Annotated in this window: 19 protein-coding genes; 13 read left to right on the top strand and 6 right to left on the bottom strand. The window is 70.2% G+C overall.

Annotation, left to right across the window (positions count from 1 at the left end):
* Nucleotides 1-70 precede the first annotated feature (70 nt).
* Together MTDSW087_RS05085 and MTDSW087_RS05080 are read right to left on the bottom strand one after the other, a co-directional pair.
* Nucleotides 71-544, bottom strand: coding sequence for a DUF4112 domain-containing protein (locus MTDSW087_RS05085; RefSeq protein WP_144761002.1), 474 nt, complete (start codon nucleotides 542-544; stop codon nucleotides 71-73).
* 69 nt (nucleotides 545-613) lie between these two features.
* Nucleotides 614-1,765 (bottom strand): aminotransferase, encoded by a 1,152-nt coding sequence (locus MTDSW087_RS05080; RefSeq protein WP_144760999.1) that lies wholly within the window; start codon nucleotides 1,763-1,765, stop codon nucleotides 614-616.
* Between the two features lie 372 nt (nucleotides 1,766-2,137).
* On the opposite strand from MTDSW087_RS05080, the gene MTDSW087_RS29980 reads away from it, so the two are divergent.
* The 6 genes from MTDSW087_RS29980 to zwf all read left to right on the top strand — a co-directional run bounded on the left by MTDSW087_RS29980 (nucleotide 2,138) and on the right by zwf (nucleotide 13,781).
* Nucleotides 2,138-2,305, top strand: a complete 168-nt coding sequence (locus tag MTDSW087_RS29980; RefSeq protein WP_186383743.1) for a hypothetical protein — start codon at nucleotides 2,138-2,140, stop codon at nucleotides 2,303-2,305.
* Between the two features lie 137 nt (nucleotides 2,306-2,442).
* Complete coding sequence (locus MTDSW087_RS05070; RefSeq protein WP_144760993.1) at nucleotides 2,443-3,813, top strand: MdtA/MuxA family multidrug efflux RND transporter periplasmic adaptor subunit; 1,371 nt, start codon at nucleotides 2,443-2,445, stop codon at nucleotides 3,811-3,813.
* A gap of 109 nt (nucleotides 3,814-3,922) precedes the next feature.
* Nucleotides 3,923-7,048: an MdtB/MuxB family multidrug efflux RND transporter permease subunit gene (locus tag MTDSW087_RS05065; RefSeq protein ID WP_144760990.1), complete on the top strand. Its 3,126-nt coding sequence runs from the start codon at nucleotides 3,923-3,925 to the stop codon at nucleotides 7,046-7,048.
* A 184-nt stretch (nucleotides 7,049-7,232) separates the two neighbouring features.
* Nucleotides 7,233-10,574, top strand: a complete 3,342-nt coding sequence (locus MTDSW087_RS05060; RefSeq protein ID WP_144760987.1) for an efflux RND transporter permease subunit — start codon at nucleotides 7,233-7,235, stop codon at nucleotides 10,572-10,574.
* A 98-nt stretch (nucleotides 10,575-10,672) separates the two neighbouring features.
* Nucleotides 10,673-12,145, top strand: a complete 1,473-nt coding sequence (locus MTDSW087_RS05055) for an efflux transporter outer membrane subunit (protein ID WP_373321909.1) — start codon at nucleotides 10,673-10,675, stop codon at nucleotides 12,143-12,145.
* A 103-nt stretch (nucleotides 12,146-12,248) separates the two neighbouring features.
* A complete protein-coding gene (zwf, locus tag MTDSW087_RS05050) occupies nucleotides 12,249-13,781 on the top strand; it encodes a glucose-6-phosphate dehydrogenase (protein ID WP_144760981.1) in 1,533 nt (510 codons plus the stop codon).
* A gap of 122 nt (nucleotides 13,782-13,903) precedes the next feature.
* On the opposite strand, the gene MTDSW087_RS05045 is transcribed toward zwf, so the two are convergent.
* The 3 genes from MTDSW087_RS05045 to MTDSW087_RS05035 are packed head-to-tail and all read right to left on the bottom strand — an operon-like array spanning nucleotide 13,904 to nucleotide 16,906.
* The gene (locus tag MTDSW087_RS05045; protein ID WP_144760978.1) at nucleotides 13,904-14,584 is read right to left on the bottom strand and encodes a glutathione S-transferase family protein; all 681 of its coding nucleotides are present in this window, start codon (nucleotides 14,582-14,584) and stop codon (nucleotides 13,904-13,906) included.
* Between the two features lie 31 nt (nucleotides 14,585-14,615).
* On the bottom strand, nucleotides 14,616-16,106 hold the full coding sequence (locus MTDSW087_RS05040; protein WP_144760975.1) for a M48 family metalloprotease: 1,491 nt from the start codon (nucleotides 16,104-16,106) through the stop codon (nucleotides 14,616-14,618).
* 5 nt (nucleotides 16,107-16,111) lie between these two features.
* On the bottom strand, nucleotides 16,112-16,906 hold the full coding sequence (locus MTDSW087_RS05035) for a hypothetical protein (RefSeq protein WP_186383736.1): 795 nt from the start codon (nucleotides 16,904-16,906) through the stop codon (nucleotides 16,112-16,114).
* 534 nt (nucleotides 16,907-17,440) lie between these two features.
* Here MTDSW087_RS05035 and MTDSW087_RS29975 point away from each other — a divergent pair.
* From MTDSW087_RS29975 to MTDSW087_RS05025, 3 genes are all read left to right on the top strand, one after another.
* On the top strand, nucleotides 17,441-17,578 hold the full coding sequence (locus MTDSW087_RS29975) for a DUF6538 domain-containing protein (RefSeq protein WP_186383735.1): 138 nt from the start codon (nucleotides 17,441-17,443) through the stop codon (nucleotides 17,576-17,578).
* An 81-nt stretch (nucleotides 17,579-17,659) separates the two neighbouring features.
* Nucleotides 17,660-17,944 (top strand): hypothetical protein, encoded by a 285-nt coding sequence (locus MTDSW087_RS05030; protein WP_144760973.1) that lies wholly within the window; start codon nucleotides 17,660-17,662, stop codon nucleotides 17,942-17,944.
* Nucleotides 17,945-18,022: 78 nt separating this feature from the next.
* The gene (locus MTDSW087_RS05025) at nucleotides 18,023-18,280 is read left to right on the top strand and encodes a hypothetical protein (protein ID WP_144760970.1); all 258 of its coding nucleotides are present in this window, start codon (nucleotides 18,023-18,025) and stop codon (nucleotides 18,278-18,280) included.
* Nucleotides 18,281-18,516: 236 nt separating this feature from the next.
* On the opposite strand, the gene MTDSW087_RS05020 is transcribed toward MTDSW087_RS05025, so the two are convergent.
* Nucleotides 18,517-18,867, bottom strand: coding sequence for a hypothetical protein (locus MTDSW087_RS05020; RefSeq protein WP_144760967.1), 351 nt, complete (start codon nucleotides 18,865-18,867; stop codon nucleotides 18,517-18,519).
* Nucleotides 18,868-19,120: 253 nt separating this feature from the next.
* Here MTDSW087_RS05020 and MTDSW087_RS05015 point away from each other — a divergent pair, with 253 nt between their 5' ends.
* From MTDSW087_RS05015 to MTDSW087_RS05000, 4 genes are all read left to right on the top strand, one after another.
* A complete protein-coding gene (locus tag MTDSW087_RS05015) occupies nucleotides 19,121-19,816 on the top strand; it encodes a hemerythrin domain-containing protein (RefSeq protein WP_144760964.1) in 696 nt (231 codons plus the stop codon).
* A 220-nt stretch (nucleotides 19,817-20,036) separates the two neighbouring features.
* The gene (locus MTDSW087_RS05010; RefSeq protein WP_144760961.1) at nucleotides 20,037-20,423 is read left to right on the top strand and encodes a hypothetical protein; all 387 of its coding nucleotides are present in this window, start codon (nucleotides 20,037-20,039) and stop codon (nucleotides 20,421-20,423) included.
* 48 nt (nucleotides 20,424-20,471) lie between these two features.
* A complete protein-coding gene (locus tag MTDSW087_RS05005; RefSeq protein WP_238178729.1) occupies nucleotides 20,472-21,140 on the top strand; it encodes a hypothetical protein in 669 nt (222 codons plus the stop codon).
* A gap of 354 nt (nucleotides 21,141-21,494) precedes the next feature.
* Nucleotides 21,495-21,701, top strand: coding sequence for a hypothetical protein (locus MTDSW087_RS05000; protein ID WP_144760957.1), 207 nt, complete (start codon nucleotides 21,495-21,497; stop codon nucleotides 21,699-21,701).
* Nucleotides 21,702-21,704: the final 3 nt, after the last annotated feature.

Here is a 21,704-nt window from a genome sequence, read left to right as displayed (position 1 = left end):
GGCCTCCGGGGGGCGTGCTGGATCGGGGCGGGTGTGTTCGTTCAACGGCTCCGCCCCTCCAGATGCGGCCTCAGCCGTCGAGCCGGACGGCCGTACCCTCGATCTCGCTCGGCCGCACCGTCCCGCTGCGTTCCAGCCAGCGGCGCAGCAGGCGCACGTTGCGGCGGTTGGCCTTGAAGGCCGCGTCGAACAGGTCGCCCGCCAGCGGCACGATGCCCACCGCGCCGTCGAAGGCGACGTTCAGCGCCATGCGGGCGAGGAGCCAGCGCGGCGCGCCGAGGCGCTTGGCCTCGTACACGATGTAGGACGAGATGACAGCGCCGGCGATATCGCCGACCACCGGCACGAGGCCGATCACCGCCTCCAGCCCGACCCGGCGGTTGATGCCGGGGATCAGGAAGGCCGTGTCGAGGAGGTGGGCGAGCGTCTCCAGCCGGGCGAGGCTGGCCTCGGGGCTTGTATCCGCCAGCGGATGCGGCCGGGGCGCGCCGGCGCGCGGATCGGGGCCTGCGCCCCGGCGGAAGGCGGCCTGGGAGAAATCCATCGCGGGGATCCGGGTCGAGCTCATGCCCCTCGATGTGGCCCCGGCGTGAGCGCCCCGCAAGCCGGCCGCTCACGCCGCGCTCCGGCGGGCATCGGCCAACCGTTCGAGCGCCGCGTCGATGGTGGCATCGGCCTTGGCGAAGCAGAGGCGCACGAGGTGGCGCATCGCCGCGTCCGGATAGAACGCGCTCACCGGGATCGCCGCGACGCCGTGGCGGACGACCAGCGCCTCGCAGAAGGCGACGTCGTCGCCCCCGAACTCCGCGATGTCGATGTTGAGGAACCACGTCGCCTGCGCCGGCAGCACGCGGTAGCCGAGCCGGTCCAGGCCCTCCGCCAGCCGGTCGCGGGCGCGGGCATAGCCGGCGCGCATCCCCGCGAAATAAGCCTCGTCCTTGGCGAGCCCGTAGGCCACCGCCGCCTGGAGGTTCGGCGGGGTGGTGAAGGTGAGGAACTGGTGCGCCTTGGCGAGCACCCGCATCAGGCCGGCATCGGCCATCACGAAGCCGACCTTCCAGCCGGTGAGCGAGAAGATCTTGCCGGCCGAGCCGATCTTCACCGTGCGCCCGCGCATGCCGGGCAGCGCCATCAGGGGCACGTGCCGCGCGCCGTCGAAGACCACGTGCTCCCAGACCTCGTCGCAGACGGCGACCGCGTCGAAGCGGCGGCAGAACGCGGCGAGCAGGGCGAGGTCGTCCGCGCCGAAAAGGGTGGCGCTCGGATTGAGCGGGTTGTTCAGGAGCACCACGCGGGTGCGCGGCGAGAAGGCCGCCGCGAGGGCCGCCTCCTCCAGGCGGAAGGCGGGCGGGCGCAAGGGCACGATCCGCGGCACGCCGCCCGCGCGCCGCACCAGCGGCAGGTAGGCGTCGTACATGGGCGCGAACAGCACCACCTCGTCGCCGGGCTCGATCAGCGCCATCAGGGCCCCGGCGAGCGCCTCCGTGGCGCCCGAGGTCACCATCACCTCGCTCCCGGCATCGAGGTCGAGGCCCTGGTGCCGGGCGTAGTGCGCGGCGATCGCGGTCCTGAGCTCCGGCAGCCCCATCATCGGCGGGTACTGGTTGTTGCCTGCGATCAAGGCTTTCGCGCCGACCTCGCGGATGTCGGCGGGGCCCGGATCGTCGGGGAAGCCCTGGCCGAGATTGATCGCCCCATGCGCGCGGGCGAGCGCGGACATCCGCTCGAACACCGTGGTGGGCAGGTCGGCGAAGACGGGATTCATGCCGGGCGGACCGATTCGACGGCCGGGCGAGCGGGAGGGACCGGGCGCATGCCGGCCCTGATAACAGGCCGGCCCGACGCGCGGAACAGCCTGGGGAGAACAACCGCAGCGTGCGCCAGCGCACGCGCCCACCGTGTCTGGAGCGGACCTCCGACTGACGATTGTTGACATTCATCAGTCGTGAGATACCTCTCTGAGCACACGGCCGGGACGACGCCGGGCGGTGCGGGACTTCGCCCCCTCGTCCGGCATCACCGAAGGCGTCGTTCCGGTCGTGGACGGATAGGGCCGCCAAGAGATTGGCGGCCCTTTTCGCGTGCGCGGCGCGACGCACTCGCGCTACGGTCCCGGCCCCGTCCCCGGAGGCTGCCGATGCGAACCTGCCTGCTCCTCGCCCTCACGGCCGGCGCCCTCGGGGTGGCCCTGCGGCTCGCCCTGCCCGTGACGCCCGCCGACGATTCCTTTCGCGAGGTGGTGCGTTACTACGGCGCGGACGGGCCGGCCGCCGCCGGCAACATGCGCGAAACGTCGGCGCCGTAGTGAGACCGCATTGGGCCGGCAGGGTCCGTCGACGGCCCAGGCCCATGACGGCTCAGCCCATGACGAAGGCGCGCGTTCGACTCCGGTTCCGAGCCGCCGGCCGGCGCGCGCCACAGGGAAAGATGTTCTGATCAGGCATGAACGAGAGTTCACCGATCCGCACGGACACTGCGCGGGCCTACCAGCCGGATCTGGAGCCCGGGCCGACGCGGCGCCGCGCCCGGCCGCTGCGCTGGATGCTGCTGCTCGTGGCCCTGCTCGGCCTCGGGGCGCTCGCGCACCGCTGGTACGACGCGCGCCAGAAGCCTGAGGGCGAGACCGCGGCCGTCCACGGCAAGGGCGGCCGCCGGGGCGGGGGCGGCCACGACATGCCGCAGGCGGTCGGCGTCGCCGAGGTGGCGACCGGCGACATCCCCGTGGTGCTGCAGGGGCTCGGCACGGTGACGCCGCTCGCCACCGTCACCATGCGCTCGCAGATCAGCGGCTACCTCACCGAGATCGGATTCCGCGAGGGGCAGACGGTGAAGCGCGGCGACTACCTCGCCCAGATCGATCCCCGCCCCTACGAGGCCCTGCTCGCGCAGTACCAGGGCCAGCTCGCCCGCGATCAGGCGCTGCTGCAGAATTCCAAGCTCGACCTCGAGCGCTTCCGGCGCCTGTCGCAGCAGGATTCGATCTCGAAGCAGAACGTCGACACCCAGGGCGCCCTGGTGAAGCAGAACGAGGGCACGGTCGCCGCCGACCAGGCCCTCGTCGACCAGCAGAAGCTCAACATCACCTACACGCGCATCATCTCGCCGGTGGACGGGCGCGTCGGCCTGCGCCAGGTCGACCAGGGCAACTACATCACCGCCGGCAACACCGCGATCGTCGTGGTCACGCAGCTCCACCCGATCTCGGTGGTGTTCACGCTCCCCGAGGACGACGTGGCGCGGGTGATGCGGCGGGTGCGTGCGGGCGCCAAGCTCGCGGTGCGCGCCTACGACCGCGGCGATTCCCACGAGATCGCCACCGGCACCCTCGACACGGTGGACAACCAGATCGACGTGACCACGGGCACGGTGAAGCTGCGCGCCCTGTTCCAGAACGACGACGAGGCTCTGTTCCCGAACCAGTTCGTCAACGCCAAGCTCACGGTCGACACGGTGACGAACGCGGCGCTCGTGCCGAACGCCGCGATCCTCCAGGGGACGCCGGGCACCTACGTCTACCTGATGGACGGGGACGAGAAGGTCACCGTGCGCCCGATCAAGACCGGCGAGACCGACGGCACCCGCACCGTGGTGCTCGACGGGCTCAAGGCCGGCGACCGGGTCGTCACCGACGGCACCGACCGCCTGCGCGACGGCGCCCCCGTGCGGGTGACGAGCGGCGCCGGCGCCCAGAGCCAGCTGCGCCCGGACGGCCCCGGATCCCCGGGCGCCGCCGCCGCTCCGGCCGCCACCGGGACGCCGGAGGGCGGCACGCCGCAGCAGGAGCGCCGGGGCCGCCGCCGCCAGGCGCAGTAGCGATGGGACGGGTGACAGCCAGGATCCCCTCTCCCCGCCTGCGGGGAGACGCGGCCCTATCCCCGCAAGCGGGGAGATGGGGGGCTGACCTGTCGATCGGAGGCGGTTCATGAACCCCTCCCGCCTCTTCATCCTGCGCCCGGTCGCCACCACGCTCCTGATGCTGGCGATCCTGATCGTCGGCGGGGTGTCGTACCTGAACCTGCCGGTCTCGGCCCTGCCCTCCGTCGACTATCCGACGATCCAGGTGCAGACCTTCTATCCGGGGGCGAGCCCCGAGGTGATGACCTCGGCGGTGACGGCCCCGCTGGAGCGGCAGTTCGGCCAGCTCGCCAACCTCAACCAGATGACCTCGCAGAGCTCGGCGGGGGCCTCGGTCATCACGCTGCAGTTCAGCCTGGACCTCTCCCTCGACATCGCCGAGCAGCAGGTCCAGGCGGCGATCAACGCGGCGGGCAACCTGCTGCCCTCGGATCTGCCGGCCCCGCCGATCTACGCCAAGGTGAACCCGGCCGACGCGCCGGTCCTGACCCTCGCGCTGACCTCGAAGACCCTGCCATTGACCCAGGTGCGCGACCTCGCCGAGACGCGGCTCGCGCAGAAGATCAGCCAGGTGGCGGGCGTCGGCCTGGTGAGCATCTCGGGCGGCCAGCGTCCGGCCGTGCGCATCCGCTTCAACGCACGGGCGCTCGCGGCCTACGGGCTCAACATCGACGACCTGCGCACGACGATCACCAACCTCAACGTCAACACGCCCAAGGGCAATATCGACGGGCCGAAGCAGTCCTACGTCATCAACGCCAACGACCAGATCCGCGACCCCGCCGCCTACAAGGACGCGATCATCGCCTACCGCAACGGCTCGCCCGTGCGGCTCTCGGACGTGGCCGACGTGGTCAACGGGCCCGAGAACATCAAGCTCGGCGCCTGGGCCGACGAGACGCCCGCCGTCATCCTGAACATCCAGCGCCAGCCGGGCGCCAACGTCATCGCCACCGTCGACAAGATCAAGGAGCTGCTGCCCCAGCTCCAGGGCTCGATGCCGGCGGCGATCGGGATCGGGCTCCTGACCGACCGCACCACCACGATCCGCGCCTCGGTGCACGACGTGCAGTTCGAGCTCGGCCTCGCCATCGGCCTCGTGGTGATGGTGATCTTCCTGTTCCTGCGCTCGCTCTCGGCGACGCTGATCCCGAGCCTGTCGGTGCCGCTGTCCCTCGTCGGCGCGCTGCCGATCATGGACCTCTACGGCTTCTCCCTCGACAACCTCTCGCTGATGGCGCTGACCATCGCCACGGGCTTCGTCGTGGACGACGCCATCGTGGTGATCGAGAACATCGCCCGCCACGTCGAGGAAGGCGATTCGCCGCTGGAGGCCGCGCTGAAGGGCTCGCGCGAGATCGGCTTCACCATCATCTCGCTCACCGTGTCGCTGATCGCGGTGCTGATCCCGCTCCTGTTCATGGGCGACGTGGTCGGGCGCCTGTTCCACGAATTCGCCATCACGCTCGCCGCCACGATCGTGATCTCGGCCGTGGTCTCGCTGACCCTGGTGCCGATGCTGTGCGCGCGGCTCCTCAAGCACGAGCCGGAGCACCGGGCGCACAAGCGCGAGGGCGCCCTGTCCCGCCTCGGCCGGCGCGCCACGGAAGGGACGATCGCGGCCTATGGCCGGAGCTTACGCGTGGTGCTCGACCACCAGGGCCTGACGCTCCTCGTCACCCTCGGCACGGTGGCGCTGACCGCCTACCTGTTCATGGCGATCCCCAAGGGCTTCTTCCCCGTGCAGGACACGGGCGTGATCCAGGGCGTGACCCAGGCCGACCAGACCGTCTCCTACGGCGCCATGGCCGAGCGCCAGCAGCGGCTGGCCACGACGATCCTGAAGGATCCAGATGTGGCGAGCCTCACCTCCTTCATCGGAGTGGATGGCTCCAACGTCACGCTCAATTCCGGCCGCTTCCTGATCAACCTGAAGCCGCGCGAGGCCCGCACCGCCTCCGCCTCCGACATCATCCGCCGCATCAACCGGGCGACGGCGAACGAGGCCGGCATCCGGCTCTACCTGCAGCCGGTGCAGGACCTCACCATCGACACCGCGGTCTCGGCGACGCAGTACCAGGTCATCCTGGAGAGCCCGGACATCGAGGCCTTCGACACCTGGGTGCCGCGCTTCACCGAGGCGCTGGCCCGCTCGCCCGTCGTCGCGGACGTGGCGAGCGACCACCAGGCCCAGGGGCTCGCCGCCTACATCACCATCGACCGGCCGACGGCGGGCCGCTACGGCATCACACCCGCCACCATCGACAACGCGCTCTACGACGCCTTCGGCCAGCGCATCATCTCGACGATCTTCACCCAGTCGAACCAGTACCGGGTGATCCTGGAGGCCGATCCGGACATGCACCGGACGCTCGAGAGCCTCGAGACGATCTACCTGCCCTCCTCCACCGCCACCAACGGGCAGGTGCCGCTCTCGGCGGTGGCGCGCATCTCGGAGCGGCGGGCGCCGCTGCTGATCTCGCATCTCGGGCAGTTCCCGGCGACCACCGTGTCCTTCAACCTCGCCCCGGGCGCCGCGCTCGGCCAGGCGATCGAGGCGATCGACCGGGCCAAGGCCGAGGTGAACCTGCCCTCCTCCTTCCGGGTGGTGCCGCAGGGCTCGGTCTTCGCCTTCCAGGCGGCGCTCGGCAACGAGCTGTTCCTGGTGATGGCGGCGATCGTCACCGTCTACATCGTGCTCGGCGTGCTCTACGAGAGCTTCATCCACCCGATCACGATCCTCTCGACCCTGCCCTCGGCGGGAATCGGGGCGCTGCTCGGCCTGATGCTGTTCGGGCTCTCGCTCGACATCATCGCGATCATCGGCATCGTGCTCCTGATCGGCATCGTGAAGAAGAACGCGATCATGATGATCGACTTCGCGCTGCAGGCCGAGCGCGAGGACGGGATGGATCCGCGCGAGGCCATCTACCAGGCCTGCCTGCTCCGCTTCCGCCCGATCCTGATGACCACGCTCGCGGCGCTCTTCGCGGCCGTGCCGATGATCTTCGGCGAGGGCGTGGGCTCCGAGCTGCGCCAGCCGCTCGGCATCTGCATCGCGGGCGGCCTGATCGTCAGCCAGGTGCTGACCCTGTTCACCACGCCGGTGATCTACCTCGCCTTCGACCGGCTGGAGCGGCGCGTCACCGGGCGGCGCGGGCCCGACCTCGCCGGCGGCGAGGCGCTGCCGTGAGGGGGGACCGCTCAGCGGCTCTCCCCTCCCCCTTGCGGGGAGGGGCCGGGGGTGGGGGTGGCGCAGACGGCACCGCTGCGATCCATCCTGCGCCACCCCCACCTCCTGCCTCCTCCCCGCAAGGGGGAGGAGAGCGCCCGAGATCGAGGTTTGCGTCCGCTCCGGAAACCGGGAGCCCCCTCCCGTGAACATCTCCGAGCCGTTCATCCGGCGCCCGGTCGCGACGACGCTCCTCACCATCGGCGTGGTGCTCGCCGGCCTCTTCGCCTTCCTGAAGCTGCCGGTGGCGCCGCTGCCGCAGGTCGACTTCCCCGTCATCCTGGTCCAGGCCCAGATGGCGGGCGCGAGCCCCGACACCATGGCGACGACGGTGGCGGCGCCGCTGGAGCGGCGCCTCGGCGCCATCGCCGACGTCAACGAGATGACGTCCACGAGCTCCACCGGCACCGTGCGCATCGTCCTGCTGTTCGGCCTCAACCGCGACATCGACGGCGCGGCGCGCGACGTGCAGGCGGCGATCAACGCCGCGCGCGCCGACCTGCCGGCCTCGCTGCGCACCAACCCGACCTACCGCAAGTTCAACCCGGCCGAGTCGCCGATCATCATCCTCGGGATGACCTCGGACACCCTGACGCCGGGCCAGCTCTACGATTCCGCCGCCACGGTGGTGCAGCAGAAGCTCTCGCAGCTGCCGGGCGTCGGCAACGTCGATATCGGCGGCTCCTCGCTGCCGGCGGTGCGGGTCGAGCTCGATCCGACCGCGCTGTTCAACTACGGGATCGGGCTGGAGGGCATCCGCGCGGCGCTGGCCTCGGCCAACGCCAACTCGCCCAAGGGGGATGTCGAGGTCGGCGGGCGGCGCTACCAGCTCTACGCCAACGACCAGGGCCGCAAGGCGGACGATTACCGCGACATCGTCGTGGCCTACCGCAACGGCGCCGGGGTGCGGCTCACCGATGTGGGCCGGATCACCGACGGCGTCGAGGACCGGCGCAATCTCGGCCTCGTCAACGGCAAACAGGGCGTGATCCTGTTCGTCTACAAGCAGCCGGGCTCGAACGTCGTCGAGACCATCAAGGGCGTGAAGGAGGCGCTGCCGCAGATCTCGGCCGCCCTGCCCGGCGGCATCGAGATCAAGCTCACGGGCGACCGCAGCGCCACGATCCGCGCCACGCTGGCCGCCACCGAGGAGACCCTGCTGATCGCCGTCGCCCTGGTGATCCTCGTGGTCTACGCCTTCCTGCGCTCGGGCCGGGCGACGCTGATCCCGGCGGTCGCCGTGCCGATCTCGATCATCGGCACCTTCTCGGCGATGTACCTGCTCGGGTTCTCGCTCAACATCCTCTCGCTGATGGCGCTGATCATCGGCACCGGCTTCGTGGTGGACGACGCCATCGTGGTGCTGGAGAACATCCAGCGCCACATCGAGATGGGCAAGCCCCGGATCGAGGCGGCGCTGATCGGCGCCCGCGAGGTCGGCTTCACCGTGATCTCGATGAGCCTGTCGCTCGTCGCCGTGTTCCTGCCGATCCTGCTGATGGGCGGCCTCGTCGGGCGCATCTTCCTCGAATTCTCGCTGACCCTGTCGCTGGCGATCCTGATCTCGCTGGTGCTGTCGCTGACCACCACGCCGATGATGTGCGCGCGCCTCCTCAGGCCCGAGGCGCATGGCGCGGCCAAGCGCCCGAACATCCTGCTGCGCGGCCTGGAGAACGGCTTCGAGGCGATGCTCGCCGCCTACGAGCGCACGCTCGCGGTCGCCCTGCGCCACCCGCGCCTCGTCCTGCTCTCGCTGCTCGCGACGGTGGGGCTCAACGTCTACCTCTACGTCATCGTGCCGAAGGGCTTCTTCCCCGAGCAGGACACGGGGCAGATGATGGGCGGCATCCAGGCCGACCAGCGCATCTCCTTCCAGGCCATGGAGAAGAAGCTCCGCGAGGCCGCCGCCATCGTGCAGGCCGACCCGGCGGTGGACAGCGTCGTCGCCTTCACGGGCGGGCGCGGCACCAACTCGGCCAACGCCTTCATCGGGCTGAAGCCGCGCAGCCAGCGCGACCCGATCTCGACGGTGATGAACCGCCTGCGCCCGAAGCTCGCGCGGGTGGCGGGCGCGCGGCTCTACGTCTTCCCGCGCCAGGACCTGCAGATGGGCGGGCGCCAGAGCTTCGCCCAGTACCAGTACAGCCTGCAGGGCGACACGGCGGAGGAGCTCTACGCGGCCGCGCCGAAGCTGCTCGCCGCGCTCCAGAAGGACCCGACCTTCTCCGACGTCACCTCCGACCAGCAGGAGGGCGGCCTGGAGAGCCGCATCGTCATCGACCGGGCCACCGCCTTCCGCTACGGCATCACCCCGGACAAGATCGACAACACCCTCTACGACGCCTTCGGCCAGCGGCAGGTCTCGACGATCTACAACCCGCTGAACCAGTACCACGTCGTGATGGAGATCGACCCGCGCTACCTGGAGACGCCGGAGACGCTCAAGCGCATCTTCGTCTCGACCTCGGGCGGCAAGGCGCGCGGCTCGGCCACCACCAACGCGGTCGCGGGCACCGTCGCGGCGGCCGGCACCGCCAACACCAATGCGAGCAGCACCAGCACGACGACGGGCACCGCGAGCACGGGCGCCACCACGACGGATACCGCCTCGGCCATCGCCTCCGATTCCGCCCGCAACGCCGCGGCCAACGCCATCGCCGCCTCGAAGGGGGGCGCCTCGTCGAGCGCGCCGGTCTCCTCCGCCAAGGAGACGATGATCCCGCTCTCGGCCTTCGCCCGCTTCGAGACCGGCAACGCCCCCGTGCAGGTGAGCCATCAGGGCCTGTTCGTGGCCACCACGATCTCGTTCAACCTCGCGCCGGGCAAGAGCCTCTCGGACGCGACCGACGCCATCGACCGGGCCATGGCGGAGCTGCGGCTGCCCGCCACCATCCACGGCTCGTTCTCCGGCGCGGCCAAGAACTACCAGTCCAACGCCTCGCGCCAGCCGCTGCTGATCCTGGCCGCGATCCTCGCGGTCTACGCGGTGCTCGGCATCCTCTACGAGAGCTTCGTGCACCCGCTGACGATCCTCTCCACCCTCCCCTCCGCGGGCATCGGGGCGGTGCTGGCGCTCCTCGTCACCGGCACCGAGTTCTCGATCGTCGCGCTGATCGCCGTGTTCCTGCTCATCGGCATCGTGAAGAAGAACGCGATCATGATGGTCGACTTCGCCCTCGACGCCGAGCGCACCCGGGGGCTCTCGCCCTCGGAATCGATCACCGAAGCCTGCCTCTTGCGCTTCCGCCCGATCATGATGACAACGCTGGCGGCACTTCTCGGGGCGGCGCCGCTGATCGTCGGCGGCGGCGAGGGTGCGGAGCTGCGCCAGCCCCTCGGCATCGCCATCGTCGGCGGCCTGATCGTGAGCCAGATCCTGACCCTCTACACCACCCCCGTCGTCTACCTCTCCCTCGACCGCCTCCGGCACCGGGTGAACGCCCGCCGCCGTCGCGGCGGACCGGCCGTCCTGCAAGCGGGGGAGTGATGGTGGAGACGGGACGGATGTCGCCCTCGCGCCGCGCGGGCCAGTGGCGCCTGAGCGGGCCAGACCGTTTTCCTCTCCCTCGGAGGGGGCGGCTCTGCGTGGCCGCATTCACCGCCCTCGCGCTGACGGGCTGCGTCGTCGGCCCGGACTATGCGCGCCCCTCCGTCGAGACCCCGCTCGCCTTCAAGGAAGGCGGCGCCCGCGAGGACAGCGTGGCGCAGGTCGCCGCGCGAAAGAACTGGCGCCCGGCCGCGCCGAGCGATTGGGCCGAGCGCGGCGACTGGTGGCGCGTCTTCAACGATCCCGCCCTCGACCGGCTGATCCGCCTCGTCGACGTGGACAACCAGTCCCTCCGGCAATCGGTCGCCGCCTACCGGCAGGCCCGCGCCATCGTCGAGCAGGCCCGCGCCGCGCTCTACCCGACGGTGGTCGGCGCGCCGACCATCACCCGGTCCCGCGCCGTCGGCACCGAGCGCACCAACGTCTCGCTGCTCGGCCAGGCGAGCTGGGAGCTCGACCTGTTCGGCGGCGTCCGCCGCAACGTCGAGAGCCAGACGGCGCTCGCCCAGTCCGACGCCGCGCAGATCGCGCTCACCCGCCTCGCGATCCAGGCGGAGGTGGCGACCAACTACTTCTCGCTGCGCTACGCCGATTCGCTGCAGCGGCTGCTCAACGAGAACGTCGAGAACTTCAAGCGCACGCTTCAGATCACCGAGAACCAGTACAATGCCGGCGTGGCCGCGCGCTCGGACGTGATCACCGCGCAGACGCAGGTGCAGACGACGCAGGCCTCGGCGATCGCGGTCGGCCTGCAGCGGGCGACCTTCGAGCACGCCATCGCGACCCTCGTCGGACGGCCGCCCTCCGAGCTCTCCCTGCCGGTGGTGCCCCTCGCGCTCCGGCCGCCCGCGGTGCCCGTCGGCATCCCCTCGACGCTGCTGGAGCGGCGCCCGGACGTGGCCCAGGCCGAGCGCCTCGTGCAGTCGCAGAGCGAGCAGATCGGCGTGGCGGTGGCCGCCTTCTACCCGACCGTGACGCTCTCGGCCTCCGGCGGCATCTCCGGCGCCACCCGCAACGGCCTCCTCTCGGCGGCCAACCAGGTCTGGTCGGTCTCGGCCGCCGGAACCGAGGTGCTGTTCGACGGCGGCGCCCGCTCGGCGGCGCTCCAGGCCACGCGGGCCGGCTACGACGCCGCGGTCGCGAACTACCGGCAGATCGTGCTCGCGGCCTTCGCCGAGGTCGAGAACGGGCTCGCGGGCGTGCGCGTCCTCGCCCGCCAGCAGGTGGCCCAGGACGAGGCCGTGACCTCGGCCAAGCGCGCGGTCGAGATCACCCTCAACGAGTACCGCGCCGGCACCCAGAACTTCACCACGGTCGTCACCGCGCAGAACCTCGCCCTGACGAACGAGGTCGTCGCGCTCCAGGTCCGCCTCAACCGCTTCACCACCGCGGTCACGCTGATCCGGGCGCTGGGCGGCGGCTGGGACGCGCGCTCCCTGCCGAGCGACGCCGAGCTGAAGGGTGCGCGGCTGCCGATCGACCTCAGCCCGGCGGTGCGGGTGGAGGAGTAGCGGGAGCTTTCCGGCGGAAGGCGCATCGCCCGCCGGAACGTCGGCCGGGGCGGCCTGTTAACGTCGCAGTTTGCTGCGGCGCGACGCCCGCGGGAGCCCGACCATGCCCGAACCCGTCAACACGGCCGCGTTGAAGGACAGCGCCGCCTGCGGCACCGAGCCGGCGCCGCCCTGCACCCTGGTGATCTTCGGGGCGATGGGCGACCTAACGAAGCGCCTGCTGATGCCCTCGCTCTACAATCTCGCGGGCGCGAAGCTCCTCGATCCGGGCTTCACCATCCTCGGCGTCGACCACAACGACAACACCGACGAGGGCCTGCGCACGGCCCTCACCGAGGCGATGGAGAGCTTCGCCAAGGACCCCACCTCCGAGTTCCACGCCGACCGGATCGACCCGGAGAGCTGGGGCTTCGTGAGCGGGCGGATCCACTTCCTGAAGGGGGATTTCGAGGATCCGGCCCTGTTCGCCGCCCTGAAGGAGCGCCTGTCCGGCAACGCGGTGTTCTACCTCGCGGTCGCCGCCCGCTTCTTCGGCACCATCGTGGAGGGCCTCGGCCAGGCGGGCCTCCTGAAGCAGGAGGAGAACGCCTTCCGCCGCGTGGTGATCGAGAAGCCGTTCGGCTCGGACCTCGCCTCGGCCAAGGCGCTCAATGCCCGCATCCTGAAACAGGCCGACGAGAGCCAGTTCTACCGGATCGACCATTTCCTCGGAAAGGAGACGGTCCAGTCGGTGATGGCGATGCGCTTCGCCAACGGCATGTTCGAGCCGATCTGGCGGCGCGAATACGTCGACAGCGTGCAGATCACGGCGGCCGAGACGGTCGGCGTCGAGGAGCGCGGCGGCTTCTACGAGCCGACCGGGGCGCTCCGCGACATGGTGCCGAACCACCTGTTCCAGCTCCTCTGCATGGTCGCGATGGAGCCGCCGAACTCGTTCGACGCGGAGGCCGTGCGCAGCGAGAAGGCCAAGCTCGCCGAGGCCGTGAAGCCGATCGCCCCGAGCGATGCCGTGCGCGGCCAGTACACGGCCGGGCGCATCGGCGACACCGACCACATCGCCTACCGCGACGAGCCGCATGTGGCGAAGGACTCGGTGACCGAGACCTTCATCGCCCTCAAGCTCGGGATCGACAATTGGCGCTGGGCGGGGGTGCCCTTCTACCTGCGCACCGGCAAGCGCATGACGAGCCGGCGCACCGAGATCGCGGTGCTGTTCAAGCCCGCCCCCTTCCGCCTGTTCGAGGGCCAGGGCGTCGACCCGCTCACGCCCAACGTGATGCGCATCACCATCGACCCGGAGCACGGCGCGGCCACCGAGATCAACGTGAAGGTGCCGGGCCCGAAGATGCGGATCGGGCGCGTCGTGACGCGCTTCCGCTACGCCGACTTCTTCGACGCCGCCCCGAATGTCGGCTACGAGACCCTGCTCTACGATTGCATGACCGGCGACGCGACCCTGTTCCAGCGCGCCGACAACATCGAGGCGGGCTGGACCGCGGTGGATCCCCTGCTCGAGGGCTGGCCGCAGGCGGACGTCGCCTTCTACCCGGCCGGCAGCGCGGGCCCGCGCGAGGCCGACGACCTCCTCGCCCGCGACGGCCGCCACTGGCTCGGCCTCGACGGAAAGACGGATTGAGCGGTCCGGGGATCCCGAAGGGACAAGTCCCTTCGGTGGGGTATCGGGGCGAAGCCCTGTTCTTCGATGACCAGGGCTCCCCCCTGGACCCGCCAAAGGGATGATCCCTTTGGGATCCCGGATCAGGCCTCCGGCTTGACCGCGCGGAACATGAAGCGGCGCGCTTCCGGATCCATCTCGGCCTTGAAGGTGTGGCGGCTCTTCAGCGCCTCGGCGCGCTGGGCGGCCGGCCGCGCGCTCACCGCATCGCGGTGGCGCTTCACGTGGGGCAGCTCCGCGAAGGCGCCCTCGCCGAGGATGAAGGGCACCATCCGCGCCCAGCCCCACAGCGCCATGTCGACGATGCCGTAATCCTGGCCGAGCATGTAGGGCCGCTCCGCCAGATGCGCGTCGACGATGCCCCAGTGGCGGCGCGCCTCGAAGGTGTAGCGCTCCACCGCATAGTCCTGGCCGGCGGGCGCGAAATGGCGGAAATGCACGCATTGCCCGGAGAAGGGCCCGATGCCGGTGGCGACGAACATCAGCCAGGACAGCATCTCGCCCCGCGCCCGCTCGCCATCGGGCAGGAAGCGGCCGGCCGCCTCGCAGAGATGGAGCAGGATCGCATTCGAATCGAACACCGTGACGGCGCCGTCCTCGATCGTCGGCACCTTCCCGTTCGGGTTCAGCGCGAGATAGGCGGGCGCGAACTGCTCGCCCTGGCGCACGTCCACCGGCACGGGCTGGTAGGGAAGGCCGAGCTCCTCCAGGCAGAGCGCCACCTTCATCGGGTTCGGCGAGAGGTTGTAGTGAAAGCGGATCATCGGACCTCCGGGTTGGACGGGCCCGCGCCCGTCACTCCGTCACGATCTTGTAGCCCTCACCGACCTTCAGGGTCGCCCCGCGCTCGAGCCCGTTGAGGACGAGGAAGCGCTCCAGCGCCTTGTCCGGCACCGCCATGCGGCGGGCGAGCTCCTCCGGATCGCCGGAGCCGGCCGTCACCACCTGCAGGCGCAGGGGGCGCAGGGCCGCGGTCTCCGCGGGCGTGACGGTGGCGAGGCTCGCGACCCAGCGCCGGAAGGCCGGCTCGGGATCGGTCGCGCCCTTGGCGGCCATGATCATCCGGTAGGTGGCGTCGCCGACGCGGAGCGCCGCGAGGCGGAAGGTCCAGTCCTTGCCGCGCGACAGGGCGGAGGCGGCGGGATGGCCGCCGATCTCGCGGGTATCGACCGAGGCGGGCTCGATGGCGTCGTTCCAGGTCGCGCGCAGCACCGCCTCCAGGCTGCGGCCCGGCTCCGCCTCGACCTGATCGAACAGGAGCCGCCGGCTGCCCTCGCCCGTGGTGCCGAGCACGGCGCTGCGGGTGTTGTCGATGGTGAAGCCGTCCGGAACCTCGAAGGCGATGCCGAGGCTCGGATGGACGAAGCGGCGCCCGCGCACCACCCCGTCGCCGGGATTGTCGCCGTAGGTCAGGCCGTCGATCGCCGCGAGGTAGCGCGCCCGCTCGTCCACGCCGACGCCCGGCGCGCCGGTGCGGCGCGCGGCGCGGGTGACGAGGGTGATGCGCTCGCCCGTGCCCGGATGGGTCGCGAGCATGTCGGGCTCGCCGGGCGCGCCGGTGCCGGTCTTCAGCGCCAGGGTCCGGTTCAGGCTGTTGAGGAAGCGGGCCGCGCCGTAGGGATCGTAGCCCGCCTTCGCCAGCGTGCGGACGCCGGCCCCGTCCGCCTCCAGCTCCTGCTCGCGGGAGAAGCGGGCCAGGGCGAATTTCGACTGGCTCTGGAGTTGCGCGCCCGTGGTCGGGTCGTTCAGCACGTCGGCCACCACCCGGCTGACGAGCTGCGAGCGCAGCTCCAGCTCGGTGCGGGCATTGGCGTGGCTGAGCGTCACGTGGGCGATCTCGTGGGCGAGCACCGCCGCGATCTCCGACGTGTCGGAGGCGAGCGCGAGCAGGCCGCGCGTCACGTAGAGCCGCCCGCTCGGCAGCGCGAAGGCGTTGATCACCGAGGAATCGAGCAGGGTGACCGCGTAGGCCTGGTCCGGCCGGTCGCTCGCCCGCACGAGGCGGTCGGTGACCTCGCTGAGCAGGCGCTGCGCGGCCGGCGCCCGGTACTCGCCGCCGAAGGAGGCGACGAGCTTGACGTGGTCCGAATCCGAGGCGCCGCCGCGCCCCGTGGTGCGCGGCGCCTCGGCGGGCACCCGCACCACCGCCGGCGTGAGCACCGCCCCGGTCTGCTCCGCGGCGCATGCCGAGAGCGCGAGTGCGAGGGCGGCCCAGCCCGCGCCCCGCAACCCCGCCCGAACCGTCGCGCCGATCCTGGTGTCGGCTCCTGTCGCCCCCGTGCCCATGCCCCTCAGCGCCGCAGCGCCCGTCCTCCGTCCGTATTCCCGGCGGGCGCCTGCGCGCCGCCGCCGTCGACCAGCTCGATCAGCTCGAGCGCCGCGATCTCGATCACCGGCCCACGCCGGACCTCGACCACGCCGCGCACCCGCAGCAGCTTACCGGTCAGCCCCTCGGCACTCAAACCATGTTCGCGCATCCTACGCCAAGTGCGTTTCGACACGATGACCGTGAGCCCGTCCTCGCCGCGGCGCACGAAATCGAGATAGGTGCGGGCCGAGCGCTCGCCGACATGGCGCAGCCGGCCCTCGGCCACGACGAATCGCCCGGCCTCGGCGCGCAGGGCCGGCCCGTCCGAGGCCGCGACCGGGCCCCTCCCCCAGAGGCCGCGCCCCGCCGCGCGGGCGGCCGCCTCGGCCTGCAGGAGCGCCGGCCGGCACAGCGCATCGACCTCCCCCGCATCGACAGCGGCGAGGCCTTCCGTCACGAGGCCGCCCGCGAGGTCGAGCGCGCCGTCCTCCAGGCTCGCATCGATCCGCGCGCGGCCCCAGCGGTCGGTCTGGCCCCGCTGCACCACGGCGAGCGGATGCCCGGCCTGCGCCGCCAGCCAGGCCCGCGCCGCGCGCTCGGCGGCCGCCTCCTCCGGCCACCGGATCGAGCCAAGCAGGGCGCGGGCGCCGGAGGCGAGCCGGATCTCGCCGCGCTCGCCCACCGCCGCCACCGCATCCACCCGCATCGGGCCGGGTGCGCATTCGGAGGCGGGTGCCGCGCCGGCCAGGGCGAGGGACGCCCCGGCGATCAGGGCCACGGAACCGAATCGCCAACCCATGAGACCGCCCATTCATGAGGACTGCCCGCCCGGCGCCCGCACCGCCAAGGTTGGCCCGCTCCGGCATCGATGCTATGCTGTCAGCGGAACGTCTCCGTAGCTCAGCTGGACAGAGCACAGGTTTCCTAAACGTCAAATTGGGCGTCGCGCTGGGAAACCGCGCGGCGGATCCGCTCAAAGTCGGGGAAAGCTCCAGGCGCTTGAGGCGCCCTGCCGATCCCGAGCCAAGCCCGGCGGCGCCTGCCGCTCGGGAAGGTGTAGAGACTAGACGGGCGGCGCCTAAGGGCCGGTCCCCTTTGGGGATGCGGGCCTAGGGCGAAGGGATAGTCCAGACCACGAACGCCCGCCTCTCAGGCGGGCGGCGGCGAAAGCCGAAGTGGTATGAAACCTGGGGTCGCAGGTTCGAACCCTGCCGGGGACGCCATCCTTTCCTAAGCCCTTATCGGGGCGGAAATTCTGGCGATATCAATGCCTTAGCGGTCGCCGGTCCTACAATCCGGTGCTGCAATCGCCATGGCTCTGATGTCGTACCTGATCCGCGACCGCAACGGCACCTACGACTTCCGGCGAGTCATCCCGCAGGCCCTGCGCCCCTTCATGCCGGCGCCGTGGACCGGCAAGGGCGCCTGGACCAAATCGCTGCGGACCTAGCCTGCGCTCCGGCTCCTGAGCGCGTGACCTCGCATTAACCTTTGAGTCGCCATAATGCCCTCCAGCCGAAGGAGAGCGCTGATGCTGCTGGTGGTGTTCGCGGCGATAGCCGGCGGTCTCGCGACGGGCGCAGCTCTCCTCGCGCATGGTGGCCTGGTGGTCGCGCTCCTGGCCGCCCCGCTCGGTGGCAGCCTCAGCGCCCTGCTCGCGGGCCTCATCAACCTGCGCCGCACTGAGACCTCCTGGCGGTTCGAAGCGGACCTTGAAGCCCAGACGGACGCGATGGTGGCCGAGCTTCGGAGCCTGGTCGCCCAGGGCATGCATCAGGACGGCGGACAGTCACAGCCGGCGAGGTGGATTGTCTAAGCAATAAACACTGCACCTGCACATCAATTCGGCAGTCATCGTCCGCAACGAACCGACGCCCTGTACGTTAAGCGTCGCATGAGCACTGAATCGAATCCATCTGCGATGCTTGGAGTGGTGCTGCCGGCCGTCGTCATTGGCCCGCTCGCAGCCACGCTCGCATCATCCCAGGGCATCCTTGCCGCTGTGATCTTCGGGCCGCTCGCTGCCAGCGCGGTGACCCTCGGGCTTGCCGCCTGGATCGGCCTCAAGGGCGGTTTGATTGCGCGGCGCAGTGCCAGGATGAAGGCCACCGCGCACTTCGAGCCCGTCTGGCACGGCACAGCTCAGGGCTGAGCCCGGAGCCGACCGCAAGAACCGGCGACGGGGAGCCCCTGAAGCCCTCCGCCGCCGCCTTCGTGTCTGGCCCTATTCCGTCGCCAGCACCCCGCCGAGCCGCACGCCGAACGCCCGGCCGACCTCCGCCAGCTTCTCCGCGCCAGTCGCCTGGTCCGACTTCGGTCCCGCCTTCTTGGCCATAGCGGCGTTGCCCTGAGCATGGCCCGATGGCTCCTGCCGAACGGGCCTGCCGCCTAGTAGCGCTCGCTGCTGCGGCTCATCCCCCGCGCAACATCGTCGCTGAAGAACGAATGCTGCCCGAAGACCAGCCAGCCAAGCCCAAAGCCGATGGCACCCGCGACAAGCAGGCTCGTCATCGTGGCCGTATCCATATCGCCGACTGCTCGGCTCCCCTGTCGATAATAGTGGGAGCCGTAACGCGAGGCGCTGTCCCAGGCTTCCGATGCTCGGCCGGCAGCATCCCGTAGGGTCTGGCTAGTCGAATTGTCCGCATAGCCGCTGCCCGAGGAACCGCCGCCGCCGCGACCAGAGGCCGGGCCGCCATCCGATCTGCCGAGCGGGTCTTGTGAGCGAATGTTGGCCATCGTCGGCGCTCCCTTGAATCTGTCCGCCAAGCCGGTCGAGGCACGCCAGCGTGAGCAGCCCGCAGTCGGCTCGCAGCAAGAGAACTTGCCTTCGCCTGAGACGTATCCGGCTGAGTGGGTTGCGCTGGTGTGGTCTTGCCCGGAGGAGGACCGACAATCACGGGGAGCTGGCCTGGAGCTATCCGGCAGCAGCCCGTGGAACAGCTAGAAGGTGCAGAAAGTTTGGGTGGTGCTACTTACAGGAGTACCGCGTATGGACCTTTGGCAGCTCATCGAGCGCGACCACGAGAACATCGCCCAACTTATCCGTGAGATCCCCTACGCCCTGAACGGTCCCGGTGTGGTTCGGAGCCGTGAGCGCATGTTGGGCGACCTCATGGGCGAGCTTCAGCTGCATGCTGTCGGGCTCGATGCCAGCCTCTACGCGGCCTTAGCCGGAGAGGATCGCACACAGGGGCTTATCGGGGAGCTGCACCGTAGCCACGCCGAGTTCATGCGGCAGCTCAATGGCCTCTCGCGCTACCGCCAGAAGGGCTCGACGGGTTGGCTCGACACGTTCGAGGATGTCACCTTTCTGGTGGACCAGCACCTGCACCGGCACGTGCACGAGCTGATCCCAGCGGCCCGGTCCCTGCTTTCTCCTGAAGAGGTCAACACCGCGACCCGGACGTTCATCCGCGCCAAGACCGCTGCCCTTCAGGGTCGGCAGCGGGTTGCGCTGGGCGGGGTGCTGTCGAGCGAGACCGCCCTCATCGCCACGCTCACTGCGGCAGCGACGGGCATCGGCTTGTTGGCGTGGCATTACGGGGTCTTCGGTCGCGCGAGGTCGGCCCGACGCGGCTCTGCAACGGAGAGTCACGCCGAGCGCCGGGAACGCCAGCTCGATGAGGCGGTCGAGGATACGTTCCCGGCCAGCGATCCGATCTCGCCAGGGCACTTCACCAAGTAGCCAGCCTGACACTTCGGATGCGGGCGTCAGTCTCAATGGGCTTTGGCGGCACCACGGCAGCGCGAACAATCACGGGGAGCGAGCCCAAGGCCGCCAGCGAGAGTAACACTGCGCCGGCACAAAGATGCGTCTAAGGTCAAGCCCAAGCGTGGCTCTTTATTTTCGGAACGCTCCGTAGAGGCATGGGATTTCTTCTGAGAGACAACTCGGGAGAAGCGCGATGCGCCAGACACTCACCACTCTGACACTGCTAACTCTTCTGGGCCTGAGCCCTGCCGTCGCACAAACCACTGTGACCGGCAAACCTGCGCCGGAGGCCACCACCAGTGAGAAGTCCGGCGGTCAGCAGGCGGTCACTCGGCCGAACACCGACAGGCCGGACGCCAACAATCCGGGCACTACGGGCACGGCATCGAGCGCCAAGCTTGAGGAAGGGGCGAACAGCTTCACCGAGGCGCAGATCCGCAAGCGTCTGGAGGATGCGGGCTACAAGGAAGCCAAGGACCTCAAGAAGGACGACAAGGGCATCTGGCGCGGCACCGCGATGATGAACGGTAAGTCCGTCAACGTCGGCGTGGACTTCAAGGGCAACGTCGCCGTCCAATAGGTGGTGGCACCCTGACACCCAACCACGATCATCATCCAGGAGGCCACCATGGCAAAGCAAATGGTCACGGCGATATTCGATCGCTACGAGGACGCCAGCACCGCTGTCGGCAAGCTTGAAGCGGGCGGCATCCCGCACTCCGACATCAGCATCGTCAGCAACAACGAGGGAGACCGCCATGCCGGGCGGGTGACGTCGGGCGACCACCACGAGGCCAAGCAGGGCGCGGAGACCGGAGCCGGTACAGGCGCGACGCTCGGCACAGTGGTCGGCGGCGGAGCCGGTCTGCTCGCTGGTCTCGGCCTCCTTGCGATCCCGGGTGTCGGCCCGGTCGTGGCGGCAGGCTGGCTTGTGAGCGCACTGACCGGTGCGGGCATCGGGGCTGCGGCAGGCGGCTTGGTCGGCGGTCTTGCTGGCGCAGGTATGGGCGAGACGGACGCCCACGCCTACTCGGAGGGCGTGCGCCGAGGTGGCACGCTGGTCACTGTGCGCGCCGACGACGCCCAAGCGCTGATGGTGATGGATATCCTAGAGCAGCATGGCTCCCTCGACATGCACGAGCGGACGCAGCAGTGGCGGCGTGAGGGTTGGACCGCGCCGACCGCAACGACCACCGAGCTTGATCCGACAGCCTCCGGTGCATCGCTCTCGCCGGCCGGCATGGTCGAGGGTCGGACCCGGGTTCGGTCCTATCCCGATCGCGACACGATGCCTTGAGGTCTCACCAAGAGGCATGACCTCATAGAACGTTGGCGGCGGTGAGCCCCTGAAGCCCTCCGCCGCCATCGTATCAGGCGCTGTTCCGTCGCCAGCACTCCGCCGAGCTTCACTCCGAATGCCCGGCCAACCTCCGCCAGCTTCTCCGCGCCGGCCGCCTGGTCCGACTTCTGTCCCGCCTTCTAAGACATGAAGTCCTTGCCCGTTCCAGAAAGCAAAACGTTTCTTTTGGAACAGCTGTGCCTGTCCGCTGGAACGTTCCGCTAGAGCAAGTCCTATTGGAACGCGAAGGCCGCTAGGCCGAACTCTCTGCATCCGCCCGGGTTGGCCCATCAGGAACCGAAAGGCGCCCTGATGGCCGACAAGCCCAAGACCACTCCGCCCAAGACCACTCCGCCCGAGACCACTCCGCCCGAGACCACTCCGCCCGAGACCGGCGAAGATGCCGAGATTGACCGCCCCCGGCTGACACCGCAGGGCCGTGATGCCGATGGCGCGGAGGATGAGACGGACCCGCAGGGCGGCGTTAAGAAGGGCCAGGGCGACAAGGCCGAGGGCTGAGCG

Source organism: Methylobacterium dankookense (assembly GCF_902141855.1).
GTDB classification, from domain to species: Bacteria; Pseudomonadota; Alphaproteobacteria; order Rhizobiales; family Beijerinckiaceae; genus Methylobacterium; species Methylobacterium dankookense.
This window is presented reverse-complemented; position numbering and strand designations above follow the sequence as displayed.

Bases quoted from the DNA above. Each gene is read 5' to 3' on its own strand.
- MTDSW087_RS05085 (WP_144761002.1), bottom strand. From the start codon at position 544: ATGGATTTCTCCCAGGCCGCCTTCCGCCGGGGCGCAGGCCCCGATCCG.
- MTDSW087_RS05080 (WP_144760999.1), bottom strand. From the start codon at position 1,765: ATGAATCCCGTCTTCGCCGACCTGCCCACCACGGTGTTCGAGCGGATG.
- MTDSW087_RS29980 (WP_186383743.1), top strand. From the start codon at position 2,138: ATGCGAACCTGCCTGCTCCTCGCCCTCACGGCCGGCGCCCTCGGGGTG.
- MTDSW087_RS05070 (WP_144760993.1), top strand. From the start codon at position 2,443: ATGAACGAGAGTTCACCGATCCGCACGGACACTGCGCGGGCCTACCAG.
- MTDSW087_RS05065 (WP_144760990.1), top strand. From the start codon at position 3,923: ATGAACCCCTCCCGCCTCTTCATCCTGCGCCCGGTCGCCACCACGCTC.
- zwf (WP_144760981.1), top strand. From the start codon at position 12,249: ATGCCCGAACCCGTCAACACGGCCGCGTTGAAGGACAGCGCCGCCTGC.
- MTDSW087_RS05045 (WP_144760978.1), bottom strand. From the start codon at position 14,584: ATGATCCGCTTTCACTACAACCTCTCGCCGAACCCGATGAAGGTGGCG.
- MTDSW087_RS05040 (WP_144760975.1), bottom strand. From the start codon at position 16,106: ATGGGCACGGGGGCGACAGGAGCCGACACCAGGATCGGCGCGACGGTT.
- MTDSW087_RS29975 (WP_186383735.1), top strand. From the start codon at position 17,441: ATGGCTCTGATGTCGTACCTGATCCGCGACCGCAACGGCACCTACGAC.
- MTDSW087_RS05030 (WP_144760973.1), top strand. From the start codon at position 17,660: ATGCTGCTGGTGGTGTTCGCGGCGATAGCCGGCGGTCTCGCGACGGGC.
- MTDSW087_RS05025 (WP_144760970.1), top strand. From the start codon at position 18,023: ATGAGCACTGAATCGAATCCATCTGCGATGCTTGGAGTGGTGCTGCCG.
- MTDSW087_RS05020 (WP_144760967.1), bottom strand. From the start codon at position 18,867: ATGGCCAACATTCGCTCACAAGACCCGCTCGGCAGATCGGATGGCGGC.
- MTDSW087_RS05015 (WP_144760964.1), top strand. From the start codon at position 19,121: ATGGACCTTTGGCAGCTCATCGAGCGCGACCACGAGAACATCGCCCAA.
- MTDSW087_RS05010 (WP_144760961.1), top strand. From the start codon at position 20,037: ATGCGCCAGACACTCACCACTCTGACACTGCTAACTCTTCTGGGCCTG.
- MTDSW087_RS05005 (WP_238178729.1), top strand. From the start codon at position 20,472: ATGGCAAAGCAAATGGTCACGGCGATATTCGATCGCTACGAGGACGCC.
- MTDSW087_RS05000 (WP_144760957.1), top strand. From the start codon at position 21,495: ATGGCCGACAAGCCCAAGACCACTCCGCCCAAGACCACTCCGCCCGAG.